We start from the raw sequence: 14176 nt of genomic DNA on the forward strand, positions 1-14176 counted from the left end.
AAATTAGAAGAGTAGCAACTATGTTGACAATAAATAGACTAAACCAAACGGAAGCAAAAACCATCATTGACGGCGCAGTACAAAAAGCCACTGAACTTGGCATACCCATGTGTATTGCCGTTGTCGATGAATCCGGTAATTTAATTGCCTTTGAACGTATGGATGGCGGTAAAGTACACAGTATTACCATTTCGCAAGATAAAGCCTTTACCGCAGCATCGGCACGCAAGGGTACCCATGAATTAAATAAAGCCTGTATTCCAGGCGATAAAAATAATTTATTTGGTATTCATACCGCTTTAGGTGGCCGTATGTGTATTGTTGGTGGTGGTTTACCAATAAGCTTCAATGGCAACGTAGTTGGCGGCATTGGCATCAGCTCAGGCTCGCCAGAGCAAGATTTAAGCTGTGCGCAAGCAGGCATTGATAGTTTTAGTAAAACCTATGCTTAGCGGTAAGTTAAGGTGTTAACTCGATAAAAGCATTAAAACGCTAAAGCCATTAGGTTTTAGCATTTTTTATTTTATATACTCTGCTGTTCAATCAGCAAGATATCATAATCAAAAAAATACTGGCACTAGTTGAATCGGCTTGCTAGCTGTTACTTGGCAAAGCTTCAATCGACATAAGTATGTCTCGCACTATCGCCTGCCTCTTGTAGAGATCACTCATGCCGTCTGGGGTATCGATATTTAAGGCAAAGAATACCGGCCCGTTAGGCCATTCAACCCAACCTACCCACCAACCATGCCGGCCTTGCCAGCCAGTTTTAGCTCTTAGTATCCAGGTTCTTTTTGCTGCAATCACCATAAGATCTTTCACTAATAACTGGTGCTCGACTTTAAAAGGCAGCTCATTTTTATAAAGACGCTGCAGAAATTCTATTTGTTCGTGCGCTGACACGGCCAGTTTACCCTCAATCCAATAGCTACCTTGTGCAGTACTTGGGTCGGCATTACCATAGGCTATTTTCTTCAAATAATTGCCAGACTTTTGCTTACCTAGCTGTTTAGCAAAAATATCATACACCCAGACCGCGGAGTTACGCATGGCCGAGCGTAAATTTTGATCTCGATTATGCGGTGAGTAAGCTCTTTTCACCCCATCCCAAGGAAAAACTTGCCACTCATCTTTTACCAAGCCTGCATCCAGAGCAAAAAGCGTGTGCGGGATCTTGTAAGTAGAAGCAGGTGAATAACGTTGCTGTGCTCTTTTTTGATCAAACACCCAGCTTTGCTCTTGATTAGCACGTTGATCAAGGATAACTATAGTGCCTGTAGCATTATACTTTTTGAAATATTTACCCCAGTCTGCACCTAGGTTTTTAGGCGCTTCTGCCTGACTGACAGGGCTTATTGCTAAGCTCGCAATTAGCATAACGGCAGTTATAATAACGGCTTTAATTATTGATGAATTCTTCTTAAACGGCTTCATAAATTACTTTTTATTATTTAGGATAAATAGTACTAGTCAGCCATGATACTTAATGATAAATAACTAGAGAAACACTAATCTGTAACAAAATAATTATTACCACTCGCTAATTTTTTAACCAAGATTTATCCGCAGCAAGTAAGGTGATTTCACCACCAGAGAAACTGGCAACTACCTCGGTGACAATTGGCGCGGCAAAATCAATGCCCTGATGCGGCCTATGAGCTCGAAAATCACTAATATCATCATAACCAGAAGAAATTCGGCCACTACTCACGGGTAAGATGCCGTCAGTATTAAGCTGGTTAAAGCTGTGTAGTGAAAAAAGGGTTAAAGCAAAATAAACAAGCACAAAAACGCCATAAAATAACCGCCTTAGGGTCCTGCCTTTTTATATGCATTAATTCATGGTCAATTAGCAAACGTTGTTGCGCTACTGGCATGGTAAAACAGATTGAGGTAACAACATAGTGACTTGGAAAAAACCAAAAACAAAAGGAGATACACTTTCATCGGTCACCAATATTCGTGTTTTTGTCGTCGCTATGCTCTTTTGCTGTGCTTGAGTGAAAGCCTTTAAATCCGTCACTAGCACCGCTTGTTGAATGAATTACTTCACTTTCCATAAGCCAAGGGCAAAGCGTAGCCGCCAGTATAGTGGTGTAAAGATGACCAAGTTTAATCACCAGATTTAGCTAAACTAGTCTTTTAATAGCCACAATATTTTAATTTCGTGCAGCAGCGCTTTAAGTACCGGCTCTTGTGCTCGGCTTTTAGCAATAACAAAATGCAATGGCGTGGTAAAATCAAGGGTCGGGATAATATGCACGGTTTTATTTTCTTGCGCTAAAAGCGCTTCATCTAAAGTGACGAAACTCAAACCAAAGTTATTTTTCACCAGCTCCAGACGGGTACCATCATCACTAGATTTCAATACCGATGAGATGTTACCACCAAGTTTACTGCTTAACATCTCATCAAAGGGGCAATACTCGCCCATCATTATCCAAGGTTGCTGACTAAGTTCAGACACCGTCAATATTTTTCGGCTAGCAAAGCTTAACGGCGCTATGGTGGTTATTTGTTGCTGCTGCACTGTTACACCAATAAAGTCATCAGGAATATCACCAAAAATATAGCCACCGTCTAGTTGCTTAGCTCTAATATTTTCCAGGATTTTACCTGTGGATTGCTGATGAATAGCTAAACTAATACCTGGACAGTTTTCTTGTAGGTTTTCAGCCAACTCGGCAAGCTTTATCTGCTCAACACTGAGGTTATTACCTAAGTTAAAGCTGCCGATAATTTCATGTTGATTATCAGCAGCTAGATTGACTAAATCGACCGCACTATCTAAGGTTACTTGTGCTTTTTTTAGCAGTAATTGACCTTTTTCGGTTAATGCCATACCCTTGCTTGAACGGATAAATAGCGGTGTTGCCAACTCCTCTTCAAGACTTTTTATATGGGCACTTATTGCCGGCGGTGTAGTATATAAACGCTTGGCCGCTTGAGTTAAGTTGCCTGTTTGCGCAACCGCGACAAATGAACGCAGGTGATAAAATTCCACAGCTTACTTCCTTACATTTTACTCAATACTCTACTCGGAACCTTACTAGCGATTTTACTAAGTTCTTTGCTAGCTAAAGAATGGGTCAACTATACTCGTTAGCCGAAATTATTACCCTTCAGTATTAGCGAATATTGACTTCAGTATTGGTGAATGTAGCAAAAGAATACGCCACGTTAAAGTAATGCTCTTACCAATAAATTAAGAGTATTTATGTCTAGCTATAGTAATGCATTTCCTCAACAAATAATCACAACTCAACAGCTGCATAATTTTTTTGCCGCTAAACTTGCCAGTGAAACCGATTGTTCAGATGTCTATGGGGATATTAAAGCGGCTAACCAAAACTATATATTATTAGATGTACGCGCTAAAGCAGCTTTTGAAAAAAGCCACGCTATTACCGCCATCAATATGCCGCACAGTGAAATAAACACGGATACCTTGGCTAAATTCGATAAAACGACCCTGTTTGTGGTTTATTGTTGGGGGCCAGGCTGCAACGGTGCCGCGAAAGCGGCATTGAAAATTTCAGCCCTAGGCTATGGCGTAAAAGAAATGCTCGGTGGGATTCATTACTGGGAAGATTTTGAAAGATATCCGGTGAATCGTCGAGTGAAAGTCACACAAAAATAGTCACTGCGCTATTAAATAACATCTCCGCTAATGGCAAACAAACGGGGTCGAAGGATTCGGCTAAAACGCTTTTATCTCGAACAAAATTGAACCCTGAAAGATCAACAGCCCCTAATGAAAAAGATTTTATTTTTACTGCAACTTTTTTAAGTCAATGGCGTATAACTAATTGAACCCTGATAAAAATGGACTATAAAAATGAAATCATACCTCTTGATTTTTACTCTAATCACCAGCGCTTGCTTAGTTTTATTATCCGCTTGCGGTGGTGGTGACGGAGGCTCATCTACTCCAGCTGACGGTGGTTATGTTGAACCACCGGTAAGTAGCACTTTCCCTACGCAAGTAGCGTTGCCAAGTATGACCGTTGTTAATGACAATGGCAGCTTACTTTTAGCCGCGTCTGGTTTATCTTTATATACCTTTGATAATGACGCAATGAACGTTTCTAGCTGTAATGGCGCTGTTGATGATACAACAAGTTGTGCTGGACGATGGCCGCCCTTATTAGTAACTAATGGCGCGATAGCTTCGGGGAACTTTAGCTTTATTACTCGCGCTGACAACGCTCAACAATGGGCTTATAACCAACAAGCCTTATATACCTATGCACTAGATTCAGCTCAAGGAGATGTCTTGGGTGATGGTATAGATAATATTTGGCACCTAGCTAGACCTATGCCAATTAAAACCGCCATGATAAATGAGCTTGCTAGTTATGTTGGTAATCAAACCGTGTTGTCTGTCAGCGAAAACAATGCAGTATTAACACCTTTAAGAACTAATAAAAACGGCTTTACTTTATATACTTTTGATATGGACATGGTTAATACCACTAGCTGTACTGGCAGCTGTATTAATGCTTGGCCACCGCTACTGGCCGATACTGGCGCACAAGCACAGCTACCGTTAAGTCTTATTAATGTAACTGCTGGCATGATGCAATGGGCCTATAAGGGCAAACCATTATATTTCTATATGGGCGATGAAGTTGCCGGCGATAACAAGGGGGATGAAGTTAATGATGTTTGGCATACCGCCACATTAGAGCCAGCCATTCAACGTACCGATGTCAATGGTCGTTATTTATCTGCCACTGGGTTGGTTAATGTGTTACTCGCCGATGAAGGCAGTAATACTGAGTTTTCCGTGGTTAAGCAAAGCATGGACGGATTTTCACTGTATACCTTTGCTATGGACTCAGCCAATAGCTCTAGCTGTAGTGGTGATTGTCTAGTCAATTGGCCTGCTTTTGTACCAAGTGCCGCCGATGCCACCATAGGTGATTTTTCCATATTTACCCGAGCAGACGGCACTAAACAATGGGCCCACAAGGGTATGGCTTTGTACTTCTTTGCTGGTGATACCGCTAAAACGGATATTAACGGCGATAACGTCAATGGTGTCTGGCACTTAATTGCGCCAAGTACTACCACCAACTTCGTCGAAGAAACAACTGCCTTAGGGGCCAGTATTACCATCATGGGTATGGTCCATGTAATGTTGAGAGACGTTGATACCATGGATTTTGTTGACCTGCTAATGGATAAGTCAGGTTTCGCCTTGTATACCTTTGATACTGATAGTGCTGGCGTGAGCAACTGCTTTGATGCGTGTTTAGATGCTTGGCCAGCTTTACTTGCCGATGATGGCGATCAAGCCACAGCACCCTATTCAATAATCACCCGTAGCAATGGCATGAAACAATGGGCAATTAATGACATGGCTTTATATTTCTTTAGCCCTGATACCACAGCAGCCGACCTCTTAGGTGAAAACGTTGATCTGACTTGGCATATAGCACGGCCAGCACCGGTTAAAGTAGATAACCATGCCACTAAAGGCGATCTATTTGCCGCCCATGGTAATGTCTTGGCCAGCCAAGGAAAAACATCAGCTCAACTAATGGGACTTACCCTTTATACTTTTGACAGCGATACAGCAAACTCAGGGTTAAGTACTTGTTTTGATAGTTGCGCAATGATTTGGCCGCCATTATATGCCAGCTCTACTGAGCAAGCTTTTGGAAAATTTACTATTATTAGTAGAGCAGAAAACAGCGGCACAACTTATCAATGGCTTTATAAAGGTTTACCACTGTATTTTTACATAGGTGATAGCCTAGTTGGCGATACCAACGGTGATTATCCGTTATGGACAATTGCCCGGCCTTAATTGCACTAAATTAAGTGTTGTAAATGGATATTGAAACCTGACTTGAGCAAAGGCTTTGCTCAAGTCGATAAGAGGTGAATATGAAATTATTATTTATCACTATGATAGGGCTATTAACAGCTTGTAATGCCGGTAATGGTGAAAATCTAGATGGACAAGGACAACCGCTAGAGCCAGTCATAGCGGAAGATATTACCGACGATGATGGCAACGAAGAAAAATCAACACTGTTATGGATTCAAGATAATGTCTTTAGCCCTATCTGCGTTGAGTGTCACGGTGGCGCTAATCCCGCTGCGGGTCAAAACCTGTCGGACTTGGCAACATCGGCCAAAAACTTAATTAATGTTACTTCCGCCAATGCAAATTTCAAGCGGGTTTTGCCCGGCTCGGCACAAAACAGCTACTTATATTTAAAAATCACTGGCGCTAGTCAAGCCGGTGCACGTATGCCTTTAGGTAAACCCGCTTTATCAACTGACGCAATTAACGCCATTAAACAATGGATTACTTTAGGCGCACTGGTGCCGCCAAACAGTAATATTAGCGCCCAGGTAAATTACAGCCATATGGCAACAAGGCAGCTTAATGAACATAAAAGTGCGACGTTAACTTTAAGCTTCAATCAGCCGATGAACTTTAGCAGCTTAGCTAGTGAGCAAATATTGATTAACGCCAGTTCGCCGACCGCGACCTGGTCAATTAGCGATGAAAATATCACCTTATCTGTCATTAACCCACAGACACTAAAGATAACTATCAGCCAGTTACCCCTAGCCGTGACTCAGCTGAAGTTTTCTCTAAATAACAACAGTATCTCTTCTATTATTTCTATCGGTGGGCAACTGCTAGATGGCAATTATAATAATGTCGATGGTGGAGAATTTAACTATGAGCATAATTTTTAAGCAAGCCGCTCTCTTACCAGGGTTAGTGCTAATAACGTTATTATTGAGCAGTTTCACCAGTAAAGCCGAGCCTTATTTAGCTTATAAAAACAATTTAAAATGTATGGCTTGTCATGTAAATCCCGATGGTGGCGGGCAAAGAAATAACTTTGGTCGAGCATTTGGTCAAACAATATTGCCCGCTAAAACTAATAGCTTTGATAGTAATAAACTGGCGCAATTAACGCAGTATTTAACCATAGGCTCAGATGCTCGCTTCAACGCTAATGCTCAAAAAGACAAAAATGAACTAACCAGTAAATCCTTTGAGGTCAGTAGTGTCTTGTTATACGCGAACATTGTCTTTGCTGACACCGGTCTATCTTTCTATATAGATGAACAAATAGCTCCAGGCTCGGCGCTAAACAGAGAAGCCTGGGCGATGATGAGTTTTGCTAGTGGCAACTTGCTCAAAGTGGGTAAAATGTTCCTGCCCTATGGCATCAGAATAGAAGATGATGGTGCCTTTATCAGACAAGTCACCGGTATGAACTTTGACAATGGCGATAACGGTATTGAATACACGGTAAATTATCAAAGGTCGGCGATTAATTTGTTTATGGCCAATGGTACCAGTCAACTAATCAATGATGATGATAACTTTTTATATGGCATTAGAGCTGAACATCTATTCAGTGATTATCGCCTTGGTACTAGTCTAGTATTTAATAATAATGAACAACAAACTAAGATGTTTAATCTATATTCAGGTGCTACTTGGGGAAATTTCACCCTGCTAGCTGAGGTAGATTTAATCACCTTTAAGCCAATAAATAACGTTAGCTCAGCTCAAATAAAGCAGCTAATTACCTTTGTAGAAATCGATTATCAATGGCAAAAAGGCCTAAATTTTAAGATTACGGCTGAATACTTCGACCCTGATCAGGATATTGATGAGAACCAACAAACTCGCTACTCATTTGTCACTGAATACACCCCAATTGCCAATGTGCAGTTACGATTAGGGCTACGGACCAAAGAAGATATACCGCAAAAGCCAAGCCAAAGTTATGATTTGATTTTTTTGCAAAGTCATTTTTATTTTTAGTAAATGGTTAAGACTCACTCAATTAATATATTAAGTTCGACCGATGGAAAACAACAAGTTATGCCATACGAATCAATGAAATATGACCAGCAGCACAACCAAGAAATTAGTGAGCTAATTGACTTGTTATGCCACTGTGGCAAGGGCGACAAGGTCGCCTTTAAGCGGTTATATCAACAAACAGCGCCGCGACTAAATGGTATTGCCTATCGCATTACTCGCAATCGAGATAGTGCCAACGAAGTACTACAAGAAGCCTTCATTAAGATATGGGAAAATAGCAGTCATTATCAAGTGGACAAAAGTGAACCCTTTACTTGGCTCGCGGCTATTGTCCGATATCGAGCCTATGACAGATTAAGGTACGATAAACGTAGGCACCAAGCAGATATGATTGAGTTTCATGAAGACGACATTCAGGCATTAAACTTCAACAGTCAACAACTTGCTTTCAAAGAACATGCGCAAGGTGCGCTCAATGACTGTTTAGCTAAGCTAGCACAGCAACAAAGCCAAGCTATTTTAATGGCCTACCTATACGGTTATAGTCGAGCAGATATCGCGGCATATTTAAAATCTCCGGTCAATACGATTAAGTCTTGGATACGGCGTGGATTAGGGAAATTACAATTATGCCTAAAAAATTAGCGCCTAAGCAATTAACACGTTACACCAAGCCGACCATAGTAGAGCATATTGCTAGCCACTATGTTTTAGGTACGTTATCTACTCTCGTACATAATAGAGCAGAGCAACTTATGCTTGTTCATCCGCAACTTGAAGCCAGAATCAATCACTGGCAACAAAGTTTTATTGCTTTGGACAGACAAACCACAGAATTAGCGCCTAAGGAGTCAACTTGGCAAGCAATAACGGCCCAGGTAGACAATTTAACAACTACCGAGGCTAACAATAACTTAGGACAAGCTGCGGTAAAAGCACAACCAGCAAAACAAAAGCATGCCCGGCAAGAACTAGTCGCGCTAATTAAGCCGTGGTTTACGTTAGCCAGTTCGCGCTTTATCCACGCAGTATCTATTGTCGTTATTTGCCTGCTAAGCTTTGCCTTACTCAACTCTAACCAACAAGGCGGCACAGAGGATTCGTTAAGTTACATTGCCGTACTAACCAACACAGATAATAATGCACAATTCGTTGCCAGCACCTATGGTGAATCAAAGACATTAGTCATCAACATCATACATACCCCTGACATTAGCGCCGCAGAAGATTTAGAGCTTTGGGTTGTCTCCAAAACCGACCAACAAGCACGCAGCCTAGGCATTATCCCCCGAAATGTCGCCATACTTGCACAGCAATTATCGGCAGCGCAATGGCGTTTAATTAAAGACTCAGCAGCACTGATAGTGACCATTGAAGACTTAGGGGGCTCTCCCATAGGTGAGCCCAGTGATATTATTGTTGCTCGAGGCTTATGTATTAGGTTAAAGGAATGGCAGAAAAATGCATAGAACCATGCCTAAAATAATACGTAAGACAATGCGTAAAACAATAAATATAGCCTTAATAACATTACTAGCTGGCTTTACTGGCGTGTCTTTTGCGGAAGCAGAGTCAAAGGAACAAGTAGCTGACAAATACAATGTTGAACTACCAGGTAAACATGAACTGGCTTTTCGTAGTCGTTATCAAAGTACCCATGATGATTGGTGGCAAGATGCCAATGCCTTTACAACTCGGGTTAAATTAACCTCTAGCTTTACCTTAGATGATAATGAGCAATGGCAACTTTTATTACAGCCTAACTATGTTTTTGTTCACAACGATAATTACAACTCAATCAGCCAGTTTAATCGCAAGTCGGTTATTCCTGATACCCAAGGCGGCAGCTTAAGCCAAGGTTATTTAGCTTTTAGCAGTAATAATAATTGGCAGATAAAAGCTGGCCGACAAAGCCTGTCATACGATAATGAACGCATGGTTGGCGCGCTAGAGTATTGGCAAACCCCGCAAAGTTTCGATGCTATTTCAGCGCAATATAACGATCAAATGAACTGGCATATTCAATACGCTTATGTTGATAAAGTGCAGCGAATTTTTGGTCGGCATGCTGATAAAGAGTTACCTGCAGACGACCCTCGTAATGGTTACCTGACTAATAGACCGACAAGTGAATGGGGTGAACACCAGCTTAAAGGCCACTTCATTAATATGGGCTATAAAACAGAGAATAACTGGCAACTTGTTGTATACAATTATCTTATTGATAATAGAGACCAAGCATCATTTTCTAGTAACACTGTCGGCATTAGAATTGCAGATGAATTTAAACCCAATAGTATTAAATATCGTTATAACGCTGAGTTTGCTTGGCAAGAAGATGCTTACAACAACACCGACAATTATCAAGCTTGGTATAACCTAGTTGCAGCCAGTATTCAGTATAAAAGTCATATCTTTCAACTTAGCCAAGAAACCTTTAGCCAAGATCAGGGCATTGGCTTTAAATCTTCACTGGGCACTAACCATAAATTTCAAGGTTGGGCCGATGTCTTTACCAGCTATTCCGGACAAAAGGGCTTACGCGATACGTTCTTTACCTATCGTGGTCGTCATAAAAAGCTGCGTTGGCGCTTTGTTTACCATGACTTCAATACTTACGGCACGGGCCAAGAGATAGGCTATGAGTTCGATTTTGAGTTAGCGTATAGACTGACCAGAAAGTGGCAGATAAAAGCGGTTTATGCGGATTACCGTAGTAAAGATACCTGGACAGCTGAGTACCTCGCCGCCAATTTTGATTTATCGACTTGGTTTATTTCGGTTTCCTATAATATTTAACCAGTGAAAATGATCACATAGTTAATGAGATTGCTATTACTTCCAATCGTCAGCATTACCATCATGGATAATGGTAATGCCTTCCATTTCATCATAACGGTCGTACACTTCATCCGGCATTGGGTTCTGCCTTAACTCGATAAATTTTAATTTAGTTAAACCGGCAAGCACTAGATCTTCAAGCTTGTTATCAAAAAAGTAAGCCTTTTCTAATGAGGTCAGTGCACTGATATTAATATCAACTAACTGGTTATTAGTAATGCGTATTTTTTTTAACTTCCCTAGACCCGTTAGATTTATTGACCTTAATTTATTTTTGAATAAATACAGTGTCGTTAGCTCTGACAAGCCTGACAGTTTTACTTCGACCAGTTGATTATTAGAAATATTAACAAATTTTAATTTTTTGAAAGATGAAATATCTACTACTTTTAATTGATTATTAAATAACGATAAGTGCTCTAAATCCGTCAACACAGTTAAACCATCTAATTGCTTAATATGCTTACCATGACATTTTACTTTTTTTAACTTATGCCATGCAACGGCTGGCGTATCAGCAACTAATTCAGTAAGACAGCGAGCTAAATATTCATCTTTAATAATGTTAGTTATTGACTGCTCAGTTGCCTGACTAGCAAAATTTGTCACTAAACTGAGGGCAATAATAGGCAAAGTGACTGATAAAACTTTACTTAGTTTATTGATGTTTAGCTTGGTCAATGGTTTGATGATATTAGTGATCACAGTGAGCTCTTACGGCAATTATTGATAAAGTCAAAGCTGGTTACTTTGCTACTTATTACTTTAGCCTAGATAAATAATTAATAGCACTATGGCCACTCTTTTTTTACTAAGCAACTTCAAACCCTAATGCTATTACTTTTTCGGTTGATGAAACTCGATAACATTACAGTCGGGATCACGAATGAAAACCGATGTTCCGCTAGGAAAAACTACCGGCCCTTCAGTAATATCAATAGCCAATGTTTTCAGCTGGGCAATAACAGCATCCATATCATTTACTTCCAAAGCAACATGGGTATAACCTGCTTTTTTCACCGCTTCATCCATCAACACATTCGTCTCTGTTGGCGCGGCGGCATTTAGAATAAAGTTAATATTAACGCCACTGGCATGCTCCATAATGGCAACAGGCTCAGGTCCTACCGGGCCGACAATAAATTTAAAACCCAGCTTTTCGTAAAAAGCTCTCGAGCTAGCCAAGCTAAAAACACGAATGCCAAGATGATTTACCCGGGTGATTTGCTGCATAGTAGACCTTTAAGTTATTGTGCTGCTGATTAACAGTGTAATCAATATATCAAATAAGATGAATACCCTGACAGTACAATTATTGTTGCCACCTTCAGTTTAATAAAGCTTGGCAGTAAGGAGAAAAATGAAAGGGCCAGGCATTTAGCCGCTGACGTTTGCTGGTAGGCAATAGTGCCTTTAAACTACTCACAGATTACAAATTGTCATATTCCTTATTATTTCATTTGTTTAAGATAGCTTACTAAGCATCGGTACTAGGAGTTTAGTCCATATCGGCATTACTTAGCTAAGCTATTCTACGCAAATGACTATTAGAAGGTTCAATAGGAACGTAAAAAATGAAGTATTGGTTAAAACAAATCGCTATTTTTGGTGTGATTTTTCTTATGATGAGCTTTGCCGTAGATACATGGCGAACTAAGGATATGGATCGACAAGCGCTGCCCGAATTACAAGGGCTGACGATTCATAACGCAGCAATTGATTTAAAGGCGTTAAGCTTTGAACAGCCCGTATTAGTGTACTTTTGGGGTACCTGGTGTCCGGTTTGTTCCGTAGTGAGTTCTTCGGTCGATACTATTTCGCGGCATTACCCTGTTTACAGCATTGCCATGCAATCTGGTGATAATGAGACACTAAAAACGTATATGAGCACTGAAGATTATCAATTTAAGGTCATCAACGACAATGATAATCGTATAGCGAGATCACTGGGTGTGCAAGTAACACCTTTAGTGATGGTGATTGACCAAGGTGAATTAGTTAATTACACCACAGGTTATGTCAGTTTATTTGGTTTATGGTGGCGCATTGCTTGGGCTAGTTGGTAAGTAATACCTGACAGAAAATTATCGAATATATAGTGTAATAGATATCACCAACATGGCTAAAGTAACCTTAACCATGCCACTTCAGCAACGAGCTTGTAGAATAACTCGTTTATTATGAATTACCCCCTAAAATCGGGGTGGTAAATGCATTACCTATATCGAGTTAATCCTCTGCAGTTCGATACAGGAGCACAAAATTTTAGTAGTTTTGGCTGAATTAGTTATTCTACAGCCTCAACGCCCCAATAAGGGGCTAATAATAGTTGGCTAAAATGTGAAGCGAAGCTGAAGCGAGCAAACGGTTAGCAGTCCATTTTAATTGGCTTATGTGCCATAGTTAGCATCGACAAGTTCACCAATATTAAACTCTGCAACGATATTTTGGCCTTTCAACCAATTAGAGATGCTTGATATGTCCGATTCAGTGACTGAAGCATAGCGTTCCTGAGAAGAAATAAAGCCTGCAAAGGAAGTCAGATCTCCGCCCCCGCCAACACACAAGTTTAGAGTGTCAACATAAACAAAAAAGTCATCCATTATGGTTGCTAATTCAGACTCATCCTTACAAGTTAAATTACAATCTAATTCAACCCCCATTACAGCAAATTCATCTAAATAAAGCTTTTTTCTTAATCTACGGGATTTTCGAGAGTGCATAATTTTTCCTTGACCTAACGCCACAATATGCGGCTAAGTAACAGTTGGCTAAAATAAGTGATACACGAACAAAAAGCCAACTGTTTTTTGTCCTTGTTGAATTGCTTATAGCAGTATATTCACTGCCTTACGCTATTTCTTGTTTATAAAGCTTTAATCCTCTCGCTTTATAATTAGATAATGCTGAATCGTGATCTAATGAACAAGTATGTACCCATACTCTCTTAGTTTTAGTAATTTTCCACGCATTCGAAATTGCTTGTGATAATAAATAACCGCCAAAACCCTTACCAATAAAATTTGGAGCTAAGCCAAAATAAGCTATTTCTGTATCTCCTGATTCGTTAGTATTTAATTCAAAATAACCAGCGATAGTCCCTTCATAATATGCAACCCAAGTACGTAAATCTGGGTTTTCTACATACGCTTCCCATTCTGCCTCCGGGAGTGATAATTTATCTACCCACGCCCATTGCTCTCCGATAAGCTGATAAAGAAATTTATTGAACCTAAATTCGTTAATTTTCGCTTCTACAATGGCAAGCCCACGTGGGTCTGTTTTTTCAATCAACTCTTCAGGAGTATTCATTTCTAAATAATAAGTTCTAACTTTCATATAGCTCCATACTACCGACACTGCTAACGAGCCTGTAGAATAACTCGTTTTTTAACTTTATTTAGAATCGAAATACTTTAACTGGATTATTTTCTTTTAACAATCAAAAACGTTTACGTTTTTGGCGATTTTTATTTTTCATCAATGGGGGGGTAAATACTGGGGAAGTTTTACTGGCTTTTG

General features: G+C 40.1%; 18 protein-coding genes. 9 read left to right on the top strand and 9 right to left on the bottom strand.

From position 1 onward, the window contains the following. Positions 1 to 20 precede the first annotated feature (20 nt). Positions 21 to 452, top strand: coding sequence for a GlcG/HbpS family heme-binding protein (locus MTCD1_RS13940; protein WP_057183264.1), 432 nt, complete (start codon positions 21 to 23; stop codon positions 450 to 452). A gap of 142 nt (positions 453 to 594) precedes the next feature. On the opposite strand, the gene blaOXA is transcribed toward MTCD1_RS13940, so the two are convergent. From blaOXA to MTCD1_RS13955, 5 genes are all read right to left on the bottom strand, one after another. Then, the gene (gene blaOXA / locus MTCD1_RS13945) at positions 595 to 1377 is read right to left on the bottom strand and encodes a class D beta-lactamase (RefSeq protein ID WP_088568966.1); all 783 of its coding nucleotides are present in this window, start codon (positions 1375 to 1377) and stop codon (positions 595 to 597) included. 163 nt (positions 1378 to 1540) lie between these two features. Continuing rightward, positions 1541 to 1786, bottom strand: a complete 246-nt coding sequence (locus MTCD1_RS13950) for a M23 family metallopeptidase (RefSeq protein ID WP_057183268.1) — start codon at positions 1784 to 1786, stop codon at positions 1541 to 1543. Then, on the bottom strand, positions 1740 to 1877 hold the full coding sequence (locus tag MTCD1_RS22705; RefSeq protein WP_143760128.1) for a M56 family metallopeptidase: 138 nt from the start codon (positions 1875 to 1877) through the stop codon (positions 1740 to 1742). Before MTCD1_RS22705 ends, MTCD1_RS13950 begins: the two co-directional genes overlap by 47 nt. Then, the gene (locus tag MTCD1_RS21255) at positions 1868 to 2023 is read right to left on the bottom strand and encodes a hypothetical protein (protein WP_157447821.1); all 156 of its coding nucleotides are present in this window, start codon (positions 2021 to 2023) and stop codon (positions 1868 to 1870) included. The genes MTCD1_RS22705 and MTCD1_RS21255 overlap by 10 nt, the downstream gene beginning before the upstream one ends. A gap of 111 nt (positions 2024 to 2134) precedes the next feature. Next, positions 2135 to 3004, bottom strand: coding sequence for a LysR family transcriptional regulator (locus MTCD1_RS13955; RefSeq protein ID WP_057183270.1), 870 nt, complete (start codon positions 3002 to 3004; stop codon positions 2135 to 2137). A 213-nt stretch (positions 3005 to 3217) separates the two neighbouring features. Between MTCD1_RS13955 and MTCD1_RS13960 the strand changes: the two genes are divergently transcribed. The 7 genes from MTCD1_RS13960 (at position 3218) to MTCD1_RS13990 (ending at position 10612) form a co-directional block, all read left to right on the top strand. Continuing rightward, on the top strand, positions 3218 to 3640 hold the full coding sequence (locus tag MTCD1_RS13960) for a rhodanese-like domain-containing protein (RefSeq protein ID WP_057183272.1): 423 nt from the start codon (positions 3218 to 3220) through the stop codon (positions 3638 to 3640). A 198-nt stretch (positions 3641 to 3838) separates the two neighbouring features. Beyond that, on the top strand, positions 3839 to 5815 hold the full coding sequence (locus MTCD1_RS13965) for a hypothetical protein (protein WP_057183274.1): 1977 nt from the start codon (positions 3839 to 3841) through the stop codon (positions 5813 to 5815). 80 nt (positions 5816 to 5895) lie between these two features. Beyond that, the gene (locus MTCD1_RS13970; RefSeq protein WP_057183276.1) at positions 5896 to 6723 is read left to right on the top strand and encodes a hypothetical protein; all 828 of its coding nucleotides are present in this window, start codon (positions 5896 to 5898) and stop codon (positions 6721 to 6723) included. Next, positions 6707 to 7810 carry a hypothetical protein gene (locus MTCD1_RS13975; protein ID WP_057183277.1) on the top strand — a complete coding sequence of 368 codons (1104 nt, stop codon included), beginning with the start codon at positions 6707 to 6709 and terminating at the stop codon, positions 7808 to 7810. Before MTCD1_RS13970 ends, MTCD1_RS13975 begins: the two co-directional genes overlap by 17 nt. A gap of 60 nt (positions 7811 to 7870) precedes the next feature. Continuing rightward, positions 7871 to 8458, top strand: coding sequence for an RNA polymerase sigma factor (locus MTCD1_RS13980; protein WP_159459912.1), 588 nt, complete (start codon positions 7871 to 7873; stop codon positions 8456 to 8458). Beyond that, positions 8443 to 9282 carry an anti-sigma factor gene (locus tag MTCD1_RS13985; RefSeq protein WP_057183282.1) on the top strand — a complete coding sequence of 280 codons (840 nt, stop codon included), beginning with the start codon at positions 8443 to 8445 and terminating at the stop codon, positions 9280 to 9282. The genes MTCD1_RS13980 and MTCD1_RS13985 overlap by 16 nt, the downstream gene beginning before the upstream one ends. Continuing rightward, positions 9275 to 10612: a hypothetical protein gene (locus MTCD1_RS13990; RefSeq protein WP_057183283.1), complete on the top strand. Its 1338-nt coding sequence runs from the start codon at positions 9275 to 9277 to the stop codon at positions 10610 to 10612. The genes MTCD1_RS13985 and MTCD1_RS13990 overlap by 8 nt, the downstream gene beginning before the upstream one ends. Positions 10613 to 10648: 36 nt before the next feature. Here MTCD1_RS13990 and MTCD1_RS13995 read toward each other — a convergent pair whose 3' ends face one another. Next, positions 10649 to 11359, bottom strand: coding sequence for a leucine-rich repeat domain-containing protein (locus tag MTCD1_RS13995; RefSeq protein ID WP_057183285.1), 711 nt, complete (start codon positions 11357 to 11359; stop codon positions 10649 to 10651). 132 nt (positions 11360 to 11491) lie between these two features. Then, complete coding sequence (locus tag MTCD1_RS14000; RefSeq protein WP_057183288.1) at positions 11492 to 11887, bottom strand: VOC family protein; 396 nt, start codon at positions 11885 to 11887, stop codon at positions 11492 to 11494. Positions 11888 to 12228: 341 nt separating this feature from the next. Here MTCD1_RS14000 and MTCD1_RS14005 point away from each other — a divergent pair, with 341 nt between their 5' ends. Next, the gene (locus MTCD1_RS14005) at positions 12229 to 12720 is read left to right on the top strand and encodes a redoxin domain-containing protein (protein WP_057183290.1); all 492 of its coding nucleotides are present in this window, start codon (positions 12229 to 12231) and stop codon (positions 12718 to 12720) included. Between the two features lie 324 nt (positions 12721 to 13044). On the opposite strand, the gene MTCD1_RS14010 is transcribed toward MTCD1_RS14005, so the two are convergent. Together MTCD1_RS14010 and MTCD1_RS14015 are read right to left on the bottom strand one after the other, a co-directional pair. Further along, the gene (locus MTCD1_RS14010; protein ID WP_057183292.1) at positions 13045 to 13377 is read right to left on the bottom strand and encodes a YggL 50S ribosome-binding family protein; all 333 of its coding nucleotides are present in this window, start codon (positions 13375 to 13377) and stop codon (positions 13045 to 13047) included. A 127-nt stretch (positions 13378 to 13504) separates the two neighbouring features. Then, positions 13505 to 13993, bottom strand: a complete 489-nt coding sequence (locus MTCD1_RS14015) for a GNAT family N-acetyltransferase (protein ID WP_057183294.1) — start codon at positions 13991 to 13993, stop codon at positions 13505 to 13507. Positions 13994 to 14176 lie beyond the last annotated feature (183 nt).

The organism is Colwellia marinimaniae (assembly GCF_002207865.1).
GTDB lineage: Bacteria > Pseudomonadota > Gammaproteobacteria > Enterobacterales > Alteromonadaceae > Colwellia > Colwellia marinimaniae.